Annotated in this window: 22 protein-coding genes; 18 read left to right on the top strand and 4 right to left on the bottom strand. The window is 61.6% G+C overall.

The features are described 5' to 3' along the window. Position 1 precedes the first annotated feature (1 nt). The 6 genes from ASG68_RS29440 to ASG68_RS29415 all read left to right on the top strand — a co-directional run bounded on the left by ASG68_RS29440 (position 2) and on the right by ASG68_RS29415 (position 6076). Entirely contained in the window at positions 2 to 790 is a 789-nt protein-coding gene (locus tag ASG68_RS29440; protein ID WP_062584702.1) for an ABC transporter permease, read from the top strand. Then, on the top strand, positions 787 to 1878 hold the full coding sequence (locus tag ASG68_RS33120; protein WP_062584700.1) for an ABC transporter ATP-binding protein: 1092 nt from the start codon (positions 787 to 789) through the stop codon (positions 1876 to 1878). The genes ASG68_RS29440 and ASG68_RS33120 overlap by 4 nt, the downstream gene beginning before the upstream one ends. Positions 1879 to 1880: 2 nt before the next feature. Continuing rightward, the gene (locus tag ASG68_RS29430) at positions 1881 to 2615 is read left to right on the top strand and encodes an MBL fold metallo-hydrolase (protein ID WP_062584698.1); all 735 of its coding nucleotides are present in this window, start codon (positions 1881 to 1883) and stop codon (positions 2613 to 2615) included. 16 nt (positions 2616 to 2631) lie between these two features. After that, on the top strand, positions 2632 to 4065 hold the full coding sequence (locus tag ASG68_RS29425) for an aldehyde dehydrogenase family protein (RefSeq protein ID WP_062584696.1): 1434 nt from the start codon (positions 2632 to 2634) through the stop codon (positions 4063 to 4065). 22 nt (positions 4066 to 4087) lie between these two features. Then, positions 4088 to 5119: an alcohol dehydrogenase catalytic domain-containing protein gene (locus tag ASG68_RS29420; protein WP_062584694.1), complete on the top strand. Its 1032-nt coding sequence runs from the start codon at positions 4088 to 4090 to the stop codon at positions 5117 to 5119. 72 nt (positions 5120 to 5191) lie between these two features. Continuing rightward, on the top strand, positions 5192 to 6076 hold the full coding sequence (locus ASG68_RS29415; protein WP_062584692.1) for a DMT family transporter: 885 nt from the start codon (positions 5192 to 5194) through the stop codon (positions 6074 to 6076). A gap of 11 nt (positions 6077 to 6087) precedes the next feature. Here ASG68_RS29415 and ASG68_RS29410 read toward each other — a convergent pair whose 3' ends face one another. Together ASG68_RS29410 and ASG68_RS29405 are read right to left on the bottom strand one after the other, a co-directional pair. Next, on the bottom strand, positions 6088 to 7266 hold the full coding sequence (locus ASG68_RS29410; RefSeq protein WP_062584690.1) for an aminotransferase: 1179 nt from the start codon (positions 7264 to 7266) through the stop codon (positions 6088 to 6090). 36 nt (positions 7267 to 7302) lie between these two features. Beyond that, positions 7303 to 8352 (bottom strand): LysR substrate-binding domain-containing protein, encoded by a 1050-nt coding sequence (locus ASG68_RS29405; protein ID WP_062584688.1) that lies wholly within the window; start codon positions 8350 to 8352, stop codon positions 7303 to 7305. Positions 8353 to 8606: 254 nt separating this feature from the next. On the opposite strand from ASG68_RS29405, the gene speB reads away from it, so the two are divergent. The 12 genes from speB to ASG68_RS29345 all read left to right on the top strand — a co-directional run bounded on the left by speB (position 8607) and on the right by ASG68_RS29345 (position 19070). Then, positions 8607 to 9668: an agmatinase gene (gene speB / locus ASG68_RS29400; protein WP_062584936.1), complete on the top strand. Its 1062-nt coding sequence runs from the start codon at positions 8607 to 8609 to the stop codon at positions 9666 to 9668. A 96-nt stretch (positions 9669 to 9764) separates the two neighbouring features. Continuing rightward, on the top strand, positions 9765 to 10565 hold the full coding sequence (locus ASG68_RS29395) for a transporter substrate-binding domain-containing protein (RefSeq protein ID WP_062584686.1): 801 nt from the start codon (positions 9765 to 9767) through the stop codon (positions 10563 to 10565). A gap of 3 nt (positions 10566 to 10568) precedes the next feature. Continuing rightward, entirely contained in the window at positions 10569 to 11237 is a 669-nt protein-coding gene (locus ASG68_RS29390; protein ID WP_062584684.1) for an amino acid ABC transporter permease, read from the top strand. Beyond that, entirely contained in the window at positions 11234 to 11881 is a 648-nt protein-coding gene (locus ASG68_RS29385) for an amino acid ABC transporter permease (protein ID WP_062584682.1), read from the top strand. Before ASG68_RS29390 ends, ASG68_RS29385 begins: the two co-directional genes overlap by 4 nt. A gap of 89 nt (positions 11882 to 11970) precedes the next feature. Beyond that, the gene (locus ASG68_RS29380) at positions 11971 to 13059 is read left to right on the top strand and encodes an ABC transporter substrate-binding protein (protein ID WP_062584680.1); all 1089 of its coding nucleotides are present in this window, start codon (positions 11971 to 11973) and stop codon (positions 13057 to 13059) included. 234 nt (positions 13060 to 13293) lie between these two features. Further along, a complete protein-coding gene (locus ASG68_RS29375) occupies positions 13294 to 14331 on the top strand; it encodes an ABC transporter ATP-binding protein (RefSeq protein ID WP_062584678.1) in 1038 nt (345 codons plus the stop codon). Next, positions 14328 to 15182, top strand: a complete 855-nt coding sequence (locus ASG68_RS29370) for an ABC transporter permease (protein WP_062584676.1) — start codon at positions 14328 to 14330, stop codon at positions 15180 to 15182. The genes ASG68_RS29375 and ASG68_RS29370 overlap by 4 nt, the downstream gene beginning before the upstream one ends. Further along, entirely contained in the window at positions 15179 to 15979 is an 801-nt protein-coding gene (locus ASG68_RS29365; protein ID WP_062584674.1) for an ABC transporter permease, read from the top strand. The genes ASG68_RS29370 and ASG68_RS29365 overlap by 4 nt, the downstream gene beginning before the upstream one ends. Next, positions 15976 to 16758, top strand: coding sequence for a carbon-nitrogen hydrolase family protein (locus ASG68_RS29360; RefSeq protein ID WP_062584671.1), 783 nt, complete (start codon positions 15976 to 15978; stop codon positions 16756 to 16758). Before ASG68_RS29365 ends, ASG68_RS29360 begins: the two co-directional genes overlap by 4 nt. Before the next feature lie 97 nt (positions 16759 to 16855). Further along, a complete protein-coding gene (locus tag ASG68_RS29355) occupies positions 16856 to 17359 on the top strand; it encodes a DUF3833 family protein (protein ID WP_062584669.1) in 504 nt (167 codons plus the stop codon). A gap of 102 nt (positions 17360 to 17461) precedes the next feature. After that, a complete protein-coding gene (locus ASG68_RS29350; RefSeq protein WP_062584666.1) occupies positions 17462 to 18415 on the top strand; it encodes a ring-cleaving dioxygenase in 954 nt (317 codons plus the stop codon). 94 nt (positions 18416 to 18509) lie between these two features. Continuing rightward, the gene (locus tag ASG68_RS29345; protein ID WP_062584664.1) at positions 18510 to 19070 is read left to right on the top strand and encodes an NADPH-dependent FMN reductase; all 561 of its coding nucleotides are present in this window, start codon (positions 18510 to 18512) and stop codon (positions 19068 to 19070) included. Between the two features lie 6 nt (positions 19071 to 19076). Here the strand turns inward: ASG68_RS29345 and ASG68_RS29340 are convergent, their stop codons facing one another. Together ASG68_RS29340 and ASG68_RS29335 are read right to left on the bottom strand one after the other, a co-directional pair. Then, entirely contained in the window at positions 19077 to 20633 is a 1557-nt protein-coding gene (locus tag ASG68_RS29340; RefSeq protein WP_062584662.1) for a VOC family protein, read from the bottom strand. An 85-nt stretch (positions 20634 to 20718) separates the two neighbouring features. Further along, entirely contained in the window at positions 20719 to 21582 is an 864-nt protein-coding gene (locus ASG68_RS29335; protein ID WP_062584661.1) for an SDR family NAD(P)-dependent oxidoreductase, read from the bottom strand. Between the last annotated feature and the right edge of the window lie 75 nt (positions 21583 to 21657).

Raw genomic sequence — 21657 nt, 5'->3', positions numbered from 1 at the left:
CATGCGCGACACGCTGACGAAATTTGCCTCCTTCGCCTATGCCGGCCTGATCTATGGCTTCATCTTCCTGCCGGTGGCGGTGCTGGTGCTGTTTTCCTTCCAGGATGGCCGCCTGCCGGTGCCGCCATTCAACGGCTTTTCGCTGCAATGGTACGAGGCGGTCTTTGCCGACCGCAAGCTGATGGCAGCACTTGCCAATTCCTTCATGGTGGCGATTGTCTCTTCGGTCATCGCCTGCCTGCTCGGCTTTCTTGCGGCCTATGCGCTCGCCCGTTACAAGCTGCCGGGCTCGGCGTTGCAGAGGGGACTGCTGATCGCGCCGATGACTGTGAGCTACCTGATCATCGCGCTCGGCCTCCTGACAGTGCTCAACACGTTCGGCATCAAGCTGTCGCTTTGGACGGTCGGCATCGGCCACGTCGTGATCAACCTGCCGCTCTGCTTCGCCATTATCTATTCCTCGATGGGCGATCATCACATCAATATCGAGCGCGCCGCGCGCGATCTCGGCGCCAGTGATTTCAAGGTCATGACACTTGTCACCGCGCCCATGCTGTTGCCCTCGATTCTCGCCGCCTTCTTCCTGTCGGTCACGTTCAGCTGGGACGAATTCATCATCGCGTTCCTGCTCTCGCGTTTCGACGTGACGCTGCCGGTCGAAATCTGGAGCCTGCTGCGCTCCGGCCTCAATCCGAAAACCAATGCCATCGGCTCGCTGGTCTTCCTCGTTTCGGTCGCCGTGCTGGCGGTGCTGGAACTGACCCTGTTCGGAAGGACGAAAAAATCATGACTGCCGCTGTTTCTGTCGCCAATGCCACCAAGACCTTCGGTGCGTTCACGGCGCTCAACGACGTCTCGCTCGATATCAGGGCCGGTGAATTCATCGTTCTGCTCGGGCCGTCCGGTTGCGGCAAGACCACGCTGCTGTCGATCCTCGGTGGCTTCCAGTCTCCGACGAAGGGCCGCGTCACCATTGCCGGCAAGGACATGACCAGCGTGCCGCCGGCCAGACGGCCGACGACGACCATGTTTCAGGATTATGCCCTGTTTCCGCATATGAAGCTGCGCGACAATGTCGGCTTCGGCCTGCGCATGCGCGGCATGGCCAAGGCAGAGCGGGACGAAAAGGCACTCGGCTTTCTCGATCTCGTCGGCTTGAAAGCCTCCGCCGACAAGAAGCCGCACGAGCTTTCCGGTGGCCAGCGCCAGCGTGTCGCTTTGGCTCGCGCGTTGGCTGTCGATCCTGACGTGTTGCTGCTCGACGAACCGCTCGGCGCGCTGGACCTGAAACTGCGCCGTCAGATGCAGGATGAGCTGAAGGCGATCCAGAAGCGGGTCGGCACGACCTTCGTGCATGTCACGCACGATCAGGAAGAGGCGATGGCGATCGCCGACCGGATCGTCGTCATGAACCAGGGCCGGATCGAGGATTTCGGACCACCCGCCGATATCTACATGCGGCCGCGCTCGGTGTTTTCCGCCGGGTTCATGGGCGAGGTGAATTTCATTCCGGGAACGGTGAAGGCGGTGGAGGGCGCTTCGGCAACGGTTGAGACGGCCGTCGGTTCAATGACTTTGCCGGTGGCCAGCTTCACGGCTGCCGCACCCGTCGCGGGACAGGCGGTGACGCTCTGCATCCGCCCCGAACATTTCCGCCGTGCGGGCCAAGCGGATGGCCCGACCGTCTCGCTGGGCGAAGCGACCATTACCGGCAGCGCCTTTTTCGGCACCCATTACCGCCGCCATCTGAAGCCGACGGCGGCACCGGATCTTTCCATCGTCGCGCATATGCCGCAGTCGACCGCCGTTGCGGATGGCCAGATCGTCCCCCTTGCCGTCAATCTTGCCGATATCGTAGCCTTGCCTGCGGGGAGGTGAGCATGGAACGCATCAGCGCCGACAAATGGTATCAGGTGAAGCGTCTCGATGACGATGTCACCGCCATTTCCGAGCCGTATATCCAGGAATTCTATCGCTGCAACATCTGGCATGTGCGCGGCCGGGATCGCGACATGCTGGTCGATAGCGGCATGGGTGTCGTGTCGCTGCGGGAATATGTGCCGCTCGTTACCGGCCGCGACCTCATTGCCGTCGCCAGCCACACGCATTTCGATCACATCGGCTGCCATCACGAGTTCGAATGCCGCGCGGTGCATTCCGCCGAAGCCGATCTGCTTGCCAATCCGACCCGGCAGAACACGCTGGCCGATCCCTATGTCACAGACGACATTTTCGATGCATTGCCGCCCGAGCCCTACTGCTCGAAATGCTACGCCGTCAAAAAGGCGCCCGCCACCCGCATTCTCGAAGACGGAGACGTGATCGATCTCGGCGACCGAGTGTTCGAGGTCATCCATACGCCCGGCCATTCCCCGGGGGGTATTGCGCTTTACGAGAAGACGACCGAAATTCTGTTCTCCGGCGACATCCTCTATGACGGGCCGCTGATCGAGGATACCTATCACTCCAACGCCGACGACTATCTCGCTTCGATGGAACGCCTGTTGAAAATTCCCGCCCGCATCGTGCATGGCGGTCATTTTCCAAGCTTTAGCGGCGAGCGCTACCGCCAATTGATCACCGATTGGCTCACCGAAAAACAGAAGACGATCTGACGGGAAGGAAAGAAGCATGCTCGACAAACGCAAATTCTACATCAACGGCGAATGGGTCGCTCCGCTGGCCGCCAACGATCTCGAAGTGCTGAACCCGGCGACGGAAAAGCCGATCGCGGTGATTTCCATGGGGACCGCTGCCGATATCGACCGCGCCGTCGCCGCAGCCAAGAAGGCGTTCGCGAGCTATAGCCGTACCGGCGTCGAGGAACGGCTGGCGCTTCTGGAAAAACTGCTTGCCATCTACAAGCGCCGTTACGACGAAATGGCGCAGACGATCACCATGGAACTCGGCGCACCGATCACCATGAGCACCGAGCAGCAGGCCGATGTCGGCGTCGGCCATCTGCAGGGCTTCATCGATGCCCTGAAGCGCGCGCATATGCGTGAGGTCCTGCCGAACGGTGACGTGTTGCTGCGTGAACCGATCGGCGTCTGCGGCCTCATCACGCCTTGGAACTGGCCGATCAACCAGATCGCGCTGAAGGTTGTGCCGGCGTTGGCGACGGGCTCGACCTGCGTTCTGAAGCCATCCGAATTCACACCGCTCAATGCGCTGCTTTATGCGGAAATGGTGCACGAGGCCGGTTTTCCGGCTGGGACGTTCAACCTCGTCAACGGGGACGGCCCGAATGCCGGTGCCGCTTTGTCGAAGCACAAGGATATCGACATGATGTCCTTCACCGGCTCGACCCGCGCCGGCATCGCCGTCAGCAAGGATGCGGCCGATACGGTCAAGCGCGTGACGCTGGAACTCGGCGGCAAGTCGCCGAACATCGTTTTCGAGGATGCCGATCTCGAAGATCGCGTCACTGGCAGCGTGCTGGAATGTTTCAACAATTCCGGCCAGTCCTGCGACGCGCCGACCCGTCTTCTGGTGCAGAAGTCGGTCTATGACAAGGCCGTCGAGATTGCTGAGCGCGTCGGCAAGGAAGCCCGCGTCGGCAATCCGACCGAAGAAGGCAGCCATATTGGCCCGCTGGTCAGCGATATCCAGTTCGGCCGGGTGCAGGCGCTGATCGAGGCCGGTATTGCGGAAGGCGCGCGCGTGCTGGTCGGTGGCGCCGGCAAGCCGGATGGCTTCGAAACCGGCTATTTCGTCAAGCCGACGATCTTTGCCGACGTCAACAATACCATGCGTATCGCCCGCGAGGAGGTGTTCGGCCCGGTGCTCTCCATCATGCCGTTCGAGACCGAGGAAGAGGCAATCGAGATCGCCAACGACACCAATTACGGTCTCGCCGCCTATGTCCAGACGGGTGACCCGATGCGTGCCGAGCGCGTCGCCTCAAGGCTTCGTGCGGGCATGGTCCATATCAATGGCGGACCGCATCGCTATGGCAGCCCGTTCGGCGGCTACAAGCAGTCCGGCAATGGCCGTGAAGGCGGCATGTTCGGGCTCGAGGATTTCCTCGAGGTCAAGACCGTGCACCGGCCAGACGCGGCCTGATCGCAGCAGCAAGGACGAAGACATGATCCCGAAAATGATGAAGGCGGCGCTCTGCACGGGCGCCGCAACGCCCCTTGTTTGCCAAGAGATCGAGACGCCGGTGCCGCAGGCCGGGCAGCTTCTGGTCTGTTTGGAAAGCTGCGGCGTCTGCCATTCCGATCTGCATTTGCGCAACGGTGACGAAAACCTGCCGGACGAATTCTATCCGCTGGTGCTTGGGCATGAGGGGATCGGCCGGATCGTCGCCATCGGCGAGGGGACGCAGACATCCCTGAAACTCGGTGACCGCGTCGGCCTTCCATGGCTTTATGATACCTGCCTCGATTGCGGCCCTTGTCTCACGGGTTCCGAAACCTTCTGCACGCACCAGCGTGCGCGCGGTATCCATGCGCATGGGGCCTTCGCCGAATATGCCCTGCTCGAAAGCCGGTTTGCCTGCGTCATCCCCGATGGCATCGATCCGGTTCAGGGCGCACCGCTTCTCTGCGCCGGGCTCACCGCCTGGAGTGCACTGCGCAAGACGTCGATCCGGCCGGGCAAGACCTGCCTTGTCATCGGCTGTGGCGGGCTCGGGCAATATGCGATCATGATCGCCAAGGCCCACGGCGCGACCGTCATTGCCGTGGACCGCGATCCGGCCAAGCTCGAGGAGGCGCGCAAGCGCGGCGCCGATCATCTGGTTTCCGCCGGTCCGGACGCCGGGATGCAGGTCAAGGCACTCGGCGGCGCCGATATTTCCATCAACTTCGCGCCGACGCCGGCTGTCTGGCAGACGATCGAGCAGGCAGCCAACCCGATGAGCGATATCGTCGCCATCGCACTGGTCCATGATCCCGTACCGCTGTCGATGATGTGGCTGATCGATGGTGGCCACCGGGTCTTCGGCTCGTCCGTCGGCACACGGCAGGACCTGCGGGATTTCCTGGATTTTGCCGTGAAGAACAGGCTCGATGCCGATGTCGAGGTGATCCCGCTGTCGCAGGTCGACACCGCGCTCGACCGCCTGCAGGCGGGAAGCGTGACGGGCCGGCTCTGCATCGATTTTTCGCTCTAAGTCACGAAAAGCCATTGGCCACGAAGCGGCCGGTCTGATACTGCGGGGCCTTCCTCCGCTCAAGGCCCCTTCGTGTCCGATATTTCCGTTTCGAAAACCGCTGACAATCGTTCGGCGCTCATCTGCCTCGTGCTGGGCGGAATGGCGATCAGCGGTTCGCCGATCTTTGTCCGCTTGTCGGAAGTCGGGCCACTGGCGACGGCCTTCTGGCGTGTCGGGATCGCGTTTGTCGCATTGTTCATCGTGTCGCTGATCCGCAGGGATAATGGCCCAAAGCCGCAAACACTAAGGGATGGGGTGCTTTTGGCTCTTCCCGGTGTGATGCTCGCCATCAACCTTGTCTGCTGGCACCTGTCGCTGCACATCACCTCGGTCGCCAATTCGACCCTGCTGGCAAACCTCGCTCCGGTCTTCGTCACGATCTTCGGCTGGCTGCTGTTTCGCCTGCCGATCACCCGCGCCTTTCTGGCCGGACTGGCGCTGGCGGCGATCGGCATCGTCGTTCTCAAGGGTGGCTTTGCGGCCATCGGCGGCGGTGTGCTGCATGGAGACGGTATCGCCGTGCTCTCGGCTGTCTTTTACGCCGGGTACATCCTTGTCGTCGGCCGGCTGCGCAGCCGTTTCGACACTTTGCGCATCATGGTCTGGAGTTCCGCGGCGGCGGCCCTGACCATGCTGCCGCTGGCATTGATCTTTGAGCCGGTGCTTGCTCCCGTCACGGCCTATGGATGGGCGATCGTCTTCGGTCTCGCGCTGATCAGCCATGCCAGCGGCCAGGTGCTGATCACCTACGCACTGGCCTATCTGCCGGCTGCCTTTTCCTCGCTCACCCTGCTGTTGCAGCCGATCGGCGCCGCCGCCCTCGGCTGGGTGGTGCTCGGCGAACCCGTCAGCTTGATGCAGGCGATCGGCGGGCTGATCGTGCTGTCCGGCATCATGGTCGCCCGCCGGGGATAATCCAGGGCGCCTCAGATTCCCGGCAGGTTGAAGTTGGACAGCCGCTCTTCAAGCTGCAGGATTGTCGGGACGTCGGCATTGGCGAAGGCGAAACGCAGGTAGCCTTCCTGACCCTCGCCGAAATAATCGCCCGGCAGGCAGACGATGCCGGCGATCTTTGCCAGCTTTTCCGCAACGAATTCCGAGCGGATATCCGGATAGGGATGGCGGATATAGGCGAAATAAGCGCCGATCGCCTGAAGTTTCCAGCCCTTCAGCCCGCTCATGACCTGCTTCAGTGCCTCTGCGCGCCGGGTGATTTCGGCGCGGTTGCCTGCGCGCCAGTCGTCCAGTGCCGGCAGCGCCCTGGCGATGGCCGCCTGTGCCGAGCGAGGCGCGCAGATCTGCAGGTTGTCCATGATCTTGGCCACCTGCTCCACCAGCGCCGGACCGGCGGTGATCGCGCCGAGGCGATGGCCGGGAATGCAGAAGGACTTCGAGAAGCTGTAGAGACAGACGAGGCTATCTTGCCAGCCCGCGACACCAAGCAGATCATGCGGTGCGCCGCTGCCTTCGGGCAGGAAGTCGCGATAGGTCTCGTCGAGGATCAGCCAGGTTCCGTTGGCACAGCAGAGGTCGAAAATCCGGCGCAGCAGAGCCGGCGGATAGACCGAGCCGGTCGGATTGTTGGGCGTGACGAGTGCCAGTGCCCGCACGCCCGGCTTCAGCGCCGAGGCGATGGCATCGACGTCGGGCAGGAAGCCGAGAGCCGCGTCGCAGGGAACCAGTTCGACGCCGATGCCGAGCATGGAAAGCGTCGTTTCCTGGTTGAAATAGAAGGGGTTGGTCATCAGCACCGTGTCGCCTGCGCCGGCAATCGCCATCACGGTGGAGATGAAGGCCTGATTGCAGCCCGATGTGATGTGGATATTTTCGGCAGCAATGGATGCGCTGTAGACGCCCGAAACATGGGCGGCATAGGCGGCGCGCAAAACGTCTTCGCCCTCGATCGCGCCATAGCCGGTATAAGCGGGCGAGGAGGCCGTTTCGCCAAGCCATTTGAGCATGTCGGGATGGGCCGGGTAGCCCGGAACGGCCTGGCTGAGATCGATCCGTGGCCCGCGCGCGCCATCGTAGGCCTTGCCCCAAGCGAGCACGGAAGGCACCGGTGGCGGCGACAGTCTGGCGATCAGCGGATTGAAATGCGGCATTACGGCGATCCTGTTGGTTCTAATCGAGCGTGTTTTTCAAGATTTGGCGCGGCGTTTCGGTGTCGGCTCCGGCCGGCGGGCGCGGGTAGGGGATGAGACGGGCTGGAAGCCATCCTTGGTCGGCAGCCGTTCCGGCGCGCTGATCTTGGGTGGACGGGCGCGGATGATGGTGCGCGCCGAGGTCTGCAATTCCGGCATGGGGTCACTTTCGAGTGCGGCAAACAGCCAGTCAATGAAGACCTTGACGATCGGCGCGGCCCGAACCTCGTTGCGGCAGGAAACATAGAAGGCGTCGTTGGCGGGCACGGTCAGGTCGAAGGGGGCGATCAGTTCGCCCTTTGCGATCAGGCTGCCGGCGGTGATCGTGTCGCCGAGCGCCACGCCCTGATTGTGCAGCGCCGCTTCCGTTGACAGGCGGGCGTCGCTCATGAAGTGCTGGCGGCCGCGCTGGATGTCGGTACCCTCGGTGGCCGCCGCAAGCCAGGTATTCCATTCGCGCCCGTCGTCTCCATGCAGGATAACGTGGTCGCGCAGGTCGCGCAGCGAGCGCAGCGGCCGCATGTTGACGAGGGTGGGGCTCACGACGGGAAACAGTTCCAGCCGGCTCCACAGCCGCGCCCAGCAATCCGGCCAGTTGCCGTCGCCGTAGAGCAGACAGACATCGACGTCGTTGGAAAACAGGTTGGCCGCATCGTTGGAGGCGATCAGGGTCAGTTGCACGTCGGGAAACTGCTCGGTGAACTGATGCAGGCGCGGGATCATCCAGAAGGACAGGAGTGCCGGTACGCAGGCAATGCGCAGTTCGCCGCTTGTGGTCGGCCGGGTCATGGCGGCGGTGGCGGCCGCGATGCCCTCGAATGCATTGGTGACAGCCGGCAGCAGCAACGCGCCCTGGGAGGTGAGCTTCAACCGCTTGCCGCCGCGCTCGAACAGCGGCGCGTTGAAGGAAAGCTCTAGCGCCCGAATCTGGTGGCTGATCGCGCCGTGGGTGACGTTCAGTTCGCGCGCAGCCGCCGAGACCGAACCACGCCGGGCCGTCGCCTCGAAGGCGCGAAGCGGGTTGAGCGGCGGCAGGCGGCTGGACACGAAAGGAGGCTCCGGAAGGCGAATTGAATTGTGAGTTTTTCTCACACCAAATGCTATAACAATGTCAATTGATTTTCCAGTGAATTTGTTTCCTTATATGCGCAACAAAGGCAAAAGCCTGGGGAACATGCACGGAAATTCCATCGGCACAATGACGATGCGATCTCCGTTTATTGGCGATCATTCAGGCCGATTTCCGGCCTTTCGAACGTCAATTCCGCACGTCGTCCCGGGCTCGAAAGGAGGTCGTGGACATGACTTGGGATGACAAGAAGCTCAGCGAATTAAAGGCGAAATACGGCGAGGCGCATGGTGGCGAAATGTTCGACCCCACCTTCCGCAAGGTCGCCGACAAGATCTTCTCGAAAAACGGCACGCGCCTGGCGCCATATGCCGGCGTTCCGACCTTCCTGACGGCTCCCTACATGCCCGTCGACGCCAATGAGCCGGATTTCGGCAATCTCCAGGTCGCCATCGTCGGCGTGCCGATGGATCTTGGCGTCACCAACCGTCCCGGCTCGCGCTTCGGGCCGCGCGCCATGCGCACGATCGAGCGGATCGGCCCCTACAATCACGTTCTCGGTTGCGCGCCGGTGCATGATCTGCGCGTGGCCGATATCGGCGACGTGCCGTTCCAAAGCCGTTACCGGCTGGAACTCAGCCATGACGATATCGAGAAGCGTATCAACCAGATCGTCGATGCCGGCGTTGTTCCTCTTTCTGTCGGCGGCGACCATTCGATCAGCCATCCGATCCTGAAGGCTGTCGGCAAGAAGCGCCCGGTCGGCATGATCCATATCGACGCCCATTGCGACACCGGCGGCGCCTACGATCTCACCAAGTTCCATCACGGCGGTCCGTTCCGCAACGCGGTGCTTGACGGCGTGCTCGACCCGACCCGCACGATCCAGATCGGTATTCGCGGTTCGTCGGAATATCTGTGGGAGTTCTCCTACGAGTCCGGCATGACCGTTATCCACGCCGAGGAGGTCACTGGCCTCGGCATTCCGGCGATCATCGAGAAGGCGAAGAAGATCGTCGGCGACGGCCCGACCTATCTCTCCTTCGACATCGACAGCGTCGATCCGAGCTTCGCACCGGGCACCGGCACACCGGAAATCGGTGGCCTCACCACCCGCGAAGTGCTTGAACTGATCCGTGGTCTGAAGGGCTTGAACCTGGTCGGCGGCGACGTCGTCGAGGTCGCGCCGCAATATGACGCAACGACGAATACGGCCCATGTCGGCTCGCAGGTCCTGTTCGAAATCCTGAGCCTTATGGTGTTCAGCCCGTTCGTCAACGGTGAACGGGACTGAAGAAGATCTTTTGAATATCCCGCAGGGAAACTTCCTGCGGGTTGCGGCCGGATTGCCCGCACCACCCAAGAGCAATGACCAAAAAGGGGAACAAAAATGAAAACCACATTGAAATCATCTCTTGCCGCCATGCTCCTGCTCGGCGGCGCCGTTCTCGGCTTCGCCTCGGCGGCCAATGCCGATGCGCTCGACGACATCACCAAGGCGGGCGTGCTGAATGTCGGCGTCTTCGCCGACTTCCCGCCCTTCTCCTCGGCCAGTGCCGACATGAGCCTCAAGGGCTATGACATCGACGTCGCGCAGTACATCGCCGATAGCCTGAAGGTGAAGCTGGTTCCCGTGCCGATCACCGGCCAGAACCGAATTCCCTATCTGACCGAAAAGCGCGTCGATATGCTGGTCAGCGTCGGCTTCAGCAAGGAGCGTGCCGAGGTCATCGATTTCGCGGCCGCCTATGCACCGTACTACATCGCCGTGATCGGCCCGGCCGCCATGGAGGTGGAGGGCAAGGAAGACCTCGCCGGCAAGAGCATCGCCGTCAACCGCGGTACGCTCGAGGACACGTCGGTGACGGAAGCCGCGCCCAAGGATGCCGACATCAAGCGCTTCGACAACTACAATTCCGTCATCCAGGCCTTCATTTCCGGCCAAACCGACCTGATGGTCGTCGGCAACGATGTCGGTGCGCAGGTTCTGGCTCGCCAGGAAGCCCTGAAGCCGGAGCAGAAGTTCCAGCTCCTGACCTCGCCATCGCATCTGGCCCTCAACAAGGGCGAGGATCGCCTGAAGACGGCGATCAACGACGCTGTTGCCAAGATGCTGGCCGACGGCAAGCTGAACGAAAGCTCGGAAGCCTGGCTGAAGGTCCCGCTCAATCCTGAAAACCTGAAGGACTGATCCTTGGGTTATGTGCTCGACTTCGGCTGGCTGAAGGACGCGGTCTTCCTGATCGCCAACGGCGCCACCATGACCCTGTTCCTGATCGCGGTGTCGGCTGTTGCCGGCATCGTGCTCAGCATCCTCGGCGCGGCGGCCCGGCGCAGCCGTCATGCCGTGCTGCGTCAATTGATTGGCGGCTATGTCGAGCTGGTGCGCAACACGCCATTCCTGGTGCAGCTGTTCTTCATCTTCTTCGGCCTGCCGAGCCTCGGCATCCGGCTCGACCCTGTTGTGGCGGCCATTCTGGCGATGACGCTGAACATGACGGCCTACACGACCGAGATCGTCGGTGCCGGTCTCGATGCGGTCCACAAGGGGCAGAGAGAGGCGGCTCTGGCGCTTGGCCTGAAACCCCGGCAGGTTTTCGTCAAGATTGTCCTGCCGCAGGCGTTGAAGGTGATCTATCCGGCCCTCACCAGCCAGATCGTCATCATGATGCTGGAATCCGCCGTCGTCTCGCAAATAGCCGTGCGCGAACTGACCTACGAGGCGGACATGTTGCAGGCCCGCACCTTCCGTGCCTTCGAGACCTATTTCGTCATCACGCTGGTCTATCTCGGCATGAGCATCGGCCTGCGCCGCCTGCTGGTCGCCGGTGGAAATCGCTTCCTGCCCGGAGGTGTCCGGTGATCGAGTTCACGCTCTGGGACATCATCCGCAACCTGCTTCTGGCCGCACGCTGGACGATCCTGCTGTCTGCTGTCGCCTTTGCTGGCGGCATCGTCGTCGGCTTGCTGATCCTGTTCCTGCGCATTTCCAAGCGGCGCTGGGTCAAGCGGTTCGCCGAATACTACATCGGCCTGTTCCAAGGCACGCCGCTCCTGATGCAGCTCTTCCTGTTGTTCTTCGGCCTGCCGCTTCTGGGCCTGCGCATCGAACCCTGGACGGCTGCCGTGCTCGGGCTTACGCTTTGTGCCAGTGCGTTCCTGGCCGAAATCTGGCGCGGTGGTGTCGAGGCGGTGCCTGTCGGGCAGTGGGATGCGGGAAGCAGCCTGGGGCTCCACTACATCAGCCAGATGCGGTTGATTATCCTGCCGCAGGCATTCACGATGACCCGGGCGCCGACGGTCGGTTTCCTGGTGCAGCTGATCAAGAGCACCGCGCTCACCTCGATCATCGGCTTTGAGGAGCTGGTCAGGACGTCGAATGCGATCAACAATGCGACGTTCGAGCCGTTCAAGGTCTATGGCTTTGTCGCCCTTATCTATTTTGCTCTGTGTTTTCCGTTGACTCGATACGCCAAGATGCTGGAGCTTCGTGCCCTGAAACATTGATTGAACCACGGTCCGGACTTGCAAGCCGCACCGAAAATTGGGAACAGACCGGGAGCCAGAAGGCGTCCGGCATAAAAAGGAGAACGATGATGACTGAATTTCTGAAATCCGGCGTGAACCGTCGCGCCGTGCTGGGTGCCGGCCTTGCCGGCGCCTCCATGCTGGCCATGCCGTCTATCCTGCGCGCGCAGGACAAGTCGCTGAAGGTCGGCGTCTATGGCGGTTACTTCAAGGATTCGTTCGACAAGAACATCTTCCCGGAATTCACCAAGGCGACCGGCATCGCCGTCGAATCCGTTGCCGAGCCGACCGGTGAAGCATGGCTCGTCCAGCTCGAGCAGGCTGCCAAGGCTGGCCAGGCACCGGCCGACGTCTCGATGATGTCGCAGGTTTCGATGCTGAAAGGCCAATCAACCGACCTCTGGGCGCCGCTCGATACCGCCAAGATCAAGAATGCCTCGAACCTGCTCGACCGTTTCGTCAACAAGTATCCGGATGGCCGCATCGCCGGCATCGGTGCCGTTTCCTGGTACATCACGCTGGTGACCAATACCGACGTCTACAAGGAAGCCCCGACCTCGTGGGAAGCGCTGTGGGATCCGGCAAACGCCGACAAGCTCGGCCTTCTGGCGCTGGTTTCCAACTCCTTCCTTCTGGAAGTGACGGCGAAGACCTTCTTCGGTGGCACCAATGCGCTCGACACGGATGAGGGCCTGGAAAAGGCATTCGCCAAGCTCGCAGAAGTCAAGCCGAACGTCCGCCTGTGGTATCGCGACGAGGCGCAGTTCGAGCAGTCGCTGAAGTCTGGCGAAATCCCGATGGGCCAGTATTACCACGACGTGACCGGCCTCGCTGCCGCCGACGGTAATCCCGTCCGCTCCACCTTCCCGAAGGAAGGTGGCATCCAGGATTCCGGTTGCTGGGCGCTGTCGCGTGCCTCGCAGAAGGTCGAGGAAGCCCATGTGTTCATCGATTACATGAGCCAGCCGGCGATCCAGGCGATCCTGTCGCGCAAGGTCGGCACCTCGCCGACGGTCAAGCGCGAACTGACCGACCTGACGGATGCCGAATTCGCAGCCGTCTCCTCCGACATCGAGCCGATCATTCCGCGCTACGACCTCTACCAGACCAAGTCGGATTGGCTGAACCAGAAGTGGACCGAACTGATCGTGGGTTGAGGGGCGTTCTGACAGAGCGAGGATACCCACCTCTGTCGGTGACACCGACATCTCCCCCTCAGGGGGGAGATGAGCCGCAAACCTCACGCCTCCCTTACGATGGTGGGAGCATGAAAAGAATAATCTCCCCCCTTGAGGGGGAGATGTCCCGAAGGGACAGAGGGGGGTGAAGGGCAGCATACACGATCGATGTTGCTGGCCATGATGCCCCGGATTTTTTCAAAAGGACCATTCATGTCAGGCCTCGTCCTCAACAATGTCACGAAGGAATTCGGGACTTTCACCGCGGTCAACAATGTCGAGCTGACGGTGCCGCATGGCACGTTCGTCTGCCTGCTCGGCCCATCCGGCTGCGGCAAGACCACGCTGTTGCGCATGATCGCCGGCCTCGACCTTCCGACCGACGGCGCCATCCGGCTCGATGACAAGGACATTACCAAGGTTCCGACACACCAGCGCGAACTCGGCATGGTGTTCCAGTCGCTGGCGCTGTTTCCGCATCTGACCGTCGGCGAGAACATCGCCTATCCCTTGCGGATCCGTGGCAGGGCGAAGGAGGAGCAGAAGAAGCGCGTCGAAGAGCTTCTCGCCATGATCCATTTGAGTGGCTATGCCGACCGGCCGGTCTCCAAGCTTTCGGGCGGCCAGCGCCAGCGCGTGGCGATCGCCCGTGCCCTGTCGATTTCACCGAAACTCTTCCTGCTCGATGAGCCGCTGTCGGCGCTCGACGCCAAGCTGCGTGAGGCCATGCAGGTGGAATTGCGCCAGCTGCAGCAAAAGCTCGGCATCACCACCATCGTCGTCACCCATGACCAGCGCGAGGCCATGACCATGGCCGACACCGTCGTCGTCATGAGCAAGGGTGAAATCCGCCAGGCGGCCTCGCCGATCGAGATTTACCGTCGCCCGGCCGACACATTCGTCGCCGATTTCATCGGTTCGACCAATCTGCTTGAAGCGGAAGCCGACAGCGCCGGCCGCGTGACGGTTCTGGGCCAGCCGGTGTCCGGTGTATCGCTCGGGGCCGGCGTGTCCAAGGCGACGCTGTCGATCCGACCGGAAGACATTCACCTGACAGCGCCGGGCAATGGCGCGCTCGCCGGCACGGTGACCTTCGTGCGTGATCTCGGCGGCACGATCGAAACCTTTGTCGATATTGCCGGCCGCCAGATCGTTGCCGTTTCCACACCGCGCGCGCGGCCGGAGGTCGCGGTCGGCCAGCCGGTCGGCGTCATGCTGCTTCCCGATGTCTGCGTGGTGCTGGCCAAATGAGACGCGAAGCTCCGCAAAAACTCGGCGATTACGGCCCGCTATTCTTCCCGGCGATGATGCTCATCGTCTTCTTCGTCGTGCCCTTCGCGACGATGATCGCCGTCTCGTTCTTTCAGCGCCAGCAGGGCGGCTTCTATGTGCCGGCCTTTGTCTTCTCGAATTACGAGCGCTTCCTCAGCCTGTTCTTTGCCAATGTGCTCGGCTTTTCGCTGATGCTGGCGATAACGGTGGCGATCTGCTGCGTTCTGCTTGCCGTTCCCTTCACCTATCTGCTGACCCGGATGGCGAGGAAGGTTCAGATCGTCTGGCTGGTCGCGCTTCTGTCGGTCCTGTCGCTGTCGGAAGTCATCATCGGCTTTGCGTGGTCGACACTGTTTTCCCGCACGGCCGGCATCACCAATCTGCTGGTCATGATGGGCGTCATGAGCGAGGCAAAGGCGCTGCTGCCGAGTTTCGGTGCGGTGCTGACCGGCATGGTCTATCAGGCCTTTCCCTATACGGTTCTGGTGCTCTATCCAGCGCTCGTCCGGCTTGATCCGACGCTGACGGAAGCGGCCCGCACGCTGGGCGCCTCGCCGATCCGGGCGTTCTTCACGGTCGTCGTTCCGGCGCTGCGCAACACCATCACCGCGACGCTGATCATGGTGTTCATCTTTGCGCTCGGCTCCTACCTGCTGCCGCAGCTTCTTGGCCGGCCGCAGCACTGGACGCTGTCGGTGCTGATCACCGATCAGGCGATCTATCAATCGAACATGCCGTTCGCGGCCGCGATGGCGGTGTTCCTGGTGCTGGTGACCCTCGGTCTCGTGGCCCTGACGGTGATGGCCGGACGCAAGGGAGAAGCCGCATGACCGGCGCGCTCAGCAAAGTCTATTTCTTCCTGATCGGCGTGTTTCTGGCGCTGCCGATGATCGTCGTTGCCGGCGTGTCGGTGAACGAGAAACAGACGCTCGCCTTTCCGCCCAAGGGATTTTCGCTCTCCTGGTATGGCGAAATCTTCCTCAATCCGGAATGGCGCAACGCTTTGTTTGCCTCGCTGACGCTGGCGATCCTCTCTGCGGCTGTCGCCGTGGCGATTGCCCTGCCGCTTGCATGGTTCCTGTGGCGGCGGATCGCGCCCTGGGCAAACATCTTCCAGCTTCTCGGCATCGCGCCGTTCACGCTGCCGCCCGTCATCACCGCGCTCGGCCTCCTGACGTTCTGGGCGACCACCGGTTTCTATGGCCAGCCCTGGACGGCCGTTGTCAGCCACGCGATCTTTTTCGTGACGCTGCCGCTGGTGACGCTTTCGCTCGGCTTCACGGCGATAGATCGTTCGCTGGTGGAGGCCGCTGCTACCATGGGTGCGGACGACAGGACGATCTTCCGCACAGTGGTTCTTCCGCTGATCCTGCCCTATATCGTTTCTGGCTACGCCTTCGCCTTCGTCCTGTCGCTCAACGAGTACATCGTTGCTTATATGACCGTCGGTTTCACCATGGAAACCCTGCCGATCAAGATCTTCAACGCGCTGCGCTATGGCTACACGCCGACCATGGCCTCTGTCACGATCCTGTTCGTGGCAACGGCCGCCGTCATCTTCTCCCTTGTCGCGCGGTTCGGCGATCTGCCGAAGCTGCTCGGCGCCATGTCATCGGACGACACATGATCACGCTTGCCGCCCTGCAGATGAAATCGGTGCCCGGCGATGTCGCCGCCAATCTCGCCCGCATCGGGCTGGCGGCAAGGGAGGCGGCCGCCAAGGGCGCGAGCCTGCTGGTGACGCCGGAATTGGGGCTGACGGGCTATGGCGCCGGCGACGTCATCCGCGATCTGGCGGAGCCGGTGGACGGGGCGCTGGTGCAGCGGCTGCAGACGATCTCCGCCCAGGCCGGCATCGCGATCATTGCCGGCTTTGCCGAAAAGGCAGAAGGAACCGTCTTCAACAGCGCCGTCTATGTCGATGGTGACACGGCTCCCGTCGTCTACCGCAAGTCCAATCTCTACGGGGACTACGAGCGCGGCCTGTTCACGCCGGCCGAACCGGAAACCGTGACCTTCGATCATCGCGGTGTGCGCTGCGGCATGCTGATCTGCTATGATGTCGAATTCCCGGAAAATGTTCGCCGTCTAGCGCTGGCCGGCGTCGATGCCGTGCTGGTGCCGACGGCGCTACCGGCGGGCTATTCCGGTACGTTCATCGCCGATCACATGATCCAGACGCGGGCCTTCGAAAACCAGGTCTTCGTCGCTTACATCAATCACTGCGGCGCCGACGAGCGCTTCACCTTTGCCGGTTCGTCCCGGATCGCGGCCCCCGATGGCAGTCTTCTGGCAGGCGCAGCCTCGCATGGCGAAACGCTGATGGTGGTCACGGTCAATCCCTCCACTTTCAGCGTCTCGAAGGCCGAGAATACCTATCTGACAGACCTGCGCATTCCGGCGTGACCGTCATCACGATACGGTGATGCTGCGCTTTTACAGCGGCCCATGAAAACTATACGGCCTTGCGATCCGTACTCTCCTTCAACACCAAGGGAGAGACATGATGAAGCGCATTCTGTTTTCGCTGGCCGTTCTTGGTCTCTTGCTCCCGACGCTGCCGGCCTCGGCTGCCGATACAGTGATGGAGACGTTTTTCCGCGGAAAGACGACGGCCGTAGGGTCGTTTTCCGCCATTAACGGTGTGAGCCGAAAGTTCGATGTCGTCCTGACCGGACGCACGCGCGGCAAAATCTTCACGTTGCGCGAGGACTTCGTCTACGCTGATGGCGAGAGGGACCGCAAGACCTGGCGCTTCGTGCGGACCGGACCGAACACATATACTGGAACGCGGGAAGATGTGGTCGGCGAGACGACTGTGCGGGTCGATGGCAATACAGTGCGCTTCAATTATTTGGTTGATCTTGATCCAGGGCAAGGCCGGAACATCGTGCATTTCTTCGACAAACTGGTGTTTTCGAAGGATGGAAAAACTGTCGCCAACACTGCTTCAGTCTGGAAGTATGTTTTTCCGGTTGCCCGCGTGAAGGTTGATTTCAAGCGCTAAAGCAGTCGTTCAATTTTAGTGAACATTCTGTCCGTATCGGACCTCTTTATTAAACAGGCTGCCCAGACGATATTCGCTCCAGATCATCGAATGGAGGCAGCAATGAGCTTGCAACTGACAGGAATTCACCATCTCACCGCCATTACCGCGAACGCGAAGGAAAACCTGCGCTTCTACACGCAGACGCTCGGCATGCGGCTGGTCAAGAAGACCGTGAACCAAGACGACACCACCGCCTATCATCTCTTCTACGCCGACGGACAGGCAACGCCGGGCACGGATCTCACCTTCTTCGATTGGCCGGTAAACCGCGAAACACGCGGTACGCACAGCGTTTCACGCACCAGTCTTCGCGTCGGTAGTACGGAGAGCGTCGAATGGTGGGCAGCCCGCCTTCGCGAATTGAACGTAGCCACCGGCGGTGTCATCGAGATCGATGGCCGCCTGTCGCTCGATTTCGAGGATGGCGAAGGCCAGCGCTTCCGGTTGATCGATGATGGTGGCCTGGCGCCGTCCCATCCCTGGGACCGCAGTCCTGTACCGGCTGAGCATCAGATCAAGGGTCTTGGCCCGATCGTCATGAGTGTTCCCGATATCACCAATACGGAGCTAGTGCTGGAGCATGTAATGAACATGACGAAGCAGCGGCAGTATCCGTCTCCGGACGGCAATGGCGATGTGCATGTGTTCTCGATGGGCGAGGGTGGTCCAGCCGCTGAACTGCATGTCGCAGTCCAGCCGGGCCTGCCAACCGCACGGCAGGGAGCGGGTGCGGTTCATCATGTCGCATTCCGCGCTCCGGACGAGACTGCGCTGCATGAGTGGACCGAGCGGTTGAACAGTTTCCGGCTGCCGTCGAGCGGCGAGGTGGAGCGGTTCTATTTCCGCTCGCTCTATTTCCGCGAGCCGAACGGTATCCTGTTCGAGATCGCCACGGATGGCCCCGGTTTTGCCGTCGACGAGCCGATGGAAACGCTGGGCGAGGGCCTATCGCTGCCGCCGTTCCTGGAGCACAAGCGTGCCCAGATCGAGGCGAGGCTGAAGCCGCTCGTCTGATCGTCAGACAAAAAGCCGGGTTCATCCCGGCTTTTTGCACTGTACTTTTTTGTCGCGGCCAGCATGTTGGCACCAAACGCGAAAGGATCGCTCCATGACAAAACTGCTCGGTATTTCCGGAAGCCTGCGCAAGGCCTCGTTCAACAGGTCCCTGCTCAATGCCGCTCTGCCGCTGGCGCCGGAAGGTGTCAGCTTCACGACGGGAACGATCGAGGGCATCCCGCTTTACAATGCCGATGTCGAGCGGGAAGGCGTGCCGGAAGCCGTGCAGTTGTTGAAGGACCAGATCGCGAGCGCCGATGGCGTCATCCTGTTCACGCCGGAATACAACAATTCGATGCCCGGCGTGTTCAAGAACGCGATCGACTGGGTGAGTTCGTCGATGACCGGCGCGCCGAATGTCTTTGCCGGCCGAGCCTTTGCGCTCGCCGGTGCGTCGCCCGGCCCGTTCGGAACCCTGCTTAGCCAGGATGCGTGGCTGTCGGTGTTCCGCACGCTCGGCGCCGATCTCTGGGCCGGCAAGCGGCTGATGGTGCCGAAGGCCGGATCGGTGTTCGACAAGGACGGCAACATGATCGACGAGGAAGCCAAGGCTCGGCTGAAGACTTTCGTCGAAGCTTTTGCCGCCTATGTCGCAACGGTCAAGGATCGGTAGTCCGGGTCAGATTTCCAGCCCGGCGAGCCATGTTTTGGTTATGGTCACGTCCTGCGGGCTGAGTTGGTGCCCGGCATTGATCATGACACTTTCCACGGCGGCGTGACCGTTCAGAAGGTTCTTTTCGAGTTCCGTCGCGTAGGGCGAATAGGGGTCCTGCGCGCCGCTCGTCATCAACACGCGCGTTCCCGTCAGGTCCGCTACGGGAATGCTCTCCAGTACGCTCATCGGGCGCAGCAGCACGGCGGTGTGGATCAGGCCCGGATGGCGAAGCATTACGGCGCCGAGCATGTTTGCCCCGTTGGAATAGCCGACGAACACCGTCTTCTGCAGGTTGATGCCATAGCCGGTGACAGCACCCTCGACGAAGGCAACGAAGGCTTCCGCCTCGGAGATGATGTCCTTCTGGTCGAAGGTGGTGTTGGTGATGCGGCGGAAGAAGCGCGGATAGCCTTCCTCGACGCTGCGTCCCCGCAGGCTTAAGAGTTCCGCATCCGGCGCGATCTGCCGTCCGAGCGGCAAGAGGCTGGTCTCATTGCCGCCTGTTCCATGCAGCAGGATCAGCGTGCGGCCGTCCGGATTTTCCGGAACGGTGAAGCGGTGCACGAAGGGCAGTTCGCGGGCGGGAACACGCGCCTCGCCGGGCAGCGCGAATTGCGGCAAAATGACGAGACTGTCCTGATTTTCGCCGCCGAAATGCTCGGGGACAAAGAGATGTGTGCCGAGCGTCGCCTGATCTTCGTTGATCGCCATGCCCGGACCGTCCGTCGCCAGTTCGAACAGCGTACCGCCGGGTTCGCGGACATAGAGCGAATAGAAATACTGCCGGTCGTGCGCCGAGATCGTGCCGGCATCCTCGGCTTCAAGCTGCATCTGCACCGCATGGACGGCTGCCTTGTCCGTTGCCCTGAAGGCAATGTGATCGATGGTTCCCGTGCCTGGCGCGGCCGTCCAGAAGCCGCCGGCATCGCGCACGTCGATGATATCGCCGGATTCCGATGTGAGCCGGCGGATCGTCTCGGTCTTATCGGTTTCCGTATAACCGAAATGCCGGGTGACGAAGGCGGCAGTTCCTTCCGGCATTGCGGTAAGAATGGTTGCTCCACGCAGGCGCCGGATGGCATCATGCGGCGGAATATCGCCGTGGACATGGAGCGCCGGCGCAGCGATCGTATCGGTTCCCACCAGCTTGATGATCACGCCGTCCGGATCCTTCAGACGGATCACCGGTTCTCCGAATTCCTGCGCCGGTCCTTCCGTGGCCACATTGTAGCGAAGTGCTCGTGTCAGCCAGAAACCGATGCTGTCAGGCGCAACAACGAAGGAAACTTCGCTCGGCTGGCCATGGCCGACGCGGCCCGGCGCGCCATCTTCCCAGACGAGGAACGAGATGAGCGATCCCGGCGAGCCGGCAGCATCGCCATAAAACAGGTGAAGCTGTGTCGCGTCCTCGAAACCCGCCGTGCGCTTGACGAGACGCAGACCCAGGAAGCCCGCATAGAAATCGACATTCGGCTGAACCTTGCGGGTGATCAGGGTAATGTGGTGGATGCCGCTTGTCATGGAGTGGGAACCTGTGAATCTGTCCGCGCGAAGCGCGCAGGGAGTAGAAGCTACGGAAGTGATCGATAGGCCGGAAGCGAGAAATCTACTGCTTCTGGCGGTCTCTGGCGAGAAAGGCCTTGAAGGCATCGCCGTAATCCGGATGCCAGCGTGATAGCGGCGGACGGTTTTCGACGATATCGCCGGCGGCCCAGAGGATGCGCTTCTCGTCCGTCGATCGCTGCACGTCATTGTCCGGGCAGAGAATATAGAAGTCGTCGTTTTCCAGGCTCTGCATCATGAAATCGATGGTTTCCTGCGGTGTCCAGGCGGCGTCCGGTTTCTCGGTGCGACCGTTGGCGGTCAGGCCGGTATAGACGAAGCCCGGGATCAGCAAATGCGCCGTGACATTGCAGTCGGCCGTGTTGCGCAATTCGTGCTGGAGGGCCTCGGTGAATACCTTCACGCCAGCTTTCGCGACATTGTACGCGGGATCGCCGGGCGGTGTAGTGATGCCCTGCTTGGAGCCGGTATTGATGATCAACGCCGTCTGGCCATGGGCGATCATGCCGGGCGCGAAGATGCGCGAGCCGTTGATCACGCTCCACATATTGACGTCGATCACCCGTTGCCAGATATCCTGGCTCCCAAGGATCGAGCTGCCGGGCTGAATAGCCGCATTGTTCATCAGCACGTGGATCTTGCCGAAGCGATCGATGGCCGCCTTTTCCAGGGCTTTTAGCGAATCGACGCTGGACACGTCGGTCGCAACCGCAATGACGCTTTCCGGCCCATGCGGCGAGAGCGATGCGGTCTCGCGCGCCGCTGCTTCCAGCTTCTCCCCCGGCAGGTCGGCCAGCACGACATTCATGCCGAGCCCCGCGAAACGCCGTGCGGCGGCAAGCCCGATCCCGGAGGCTGCACCGGTGACGACGGCGACATGGTTGCTGGCAAAGGCTGCGTGGTTCATCGCTGTTGCATCTCGCTCTTTAAGGATATGATCTTCAAGGAAAAACTAGGCTCGCGACGACGTTATGTCCACCGA

This window comes from Rhizobium sp. Leaf453 (assembly GCF_001425605.1).
GTDB lineage: Bacteria > Pseudomonadota > Alphaproteobacteria > Rhizobiales > Rhizobiaceae > Pararhizobium.
The sequence above is the reverse complement of the archived record's forward strand: the minus strand, read 5'-3'. Positions and strand labels throughout refer to the sequence as shown.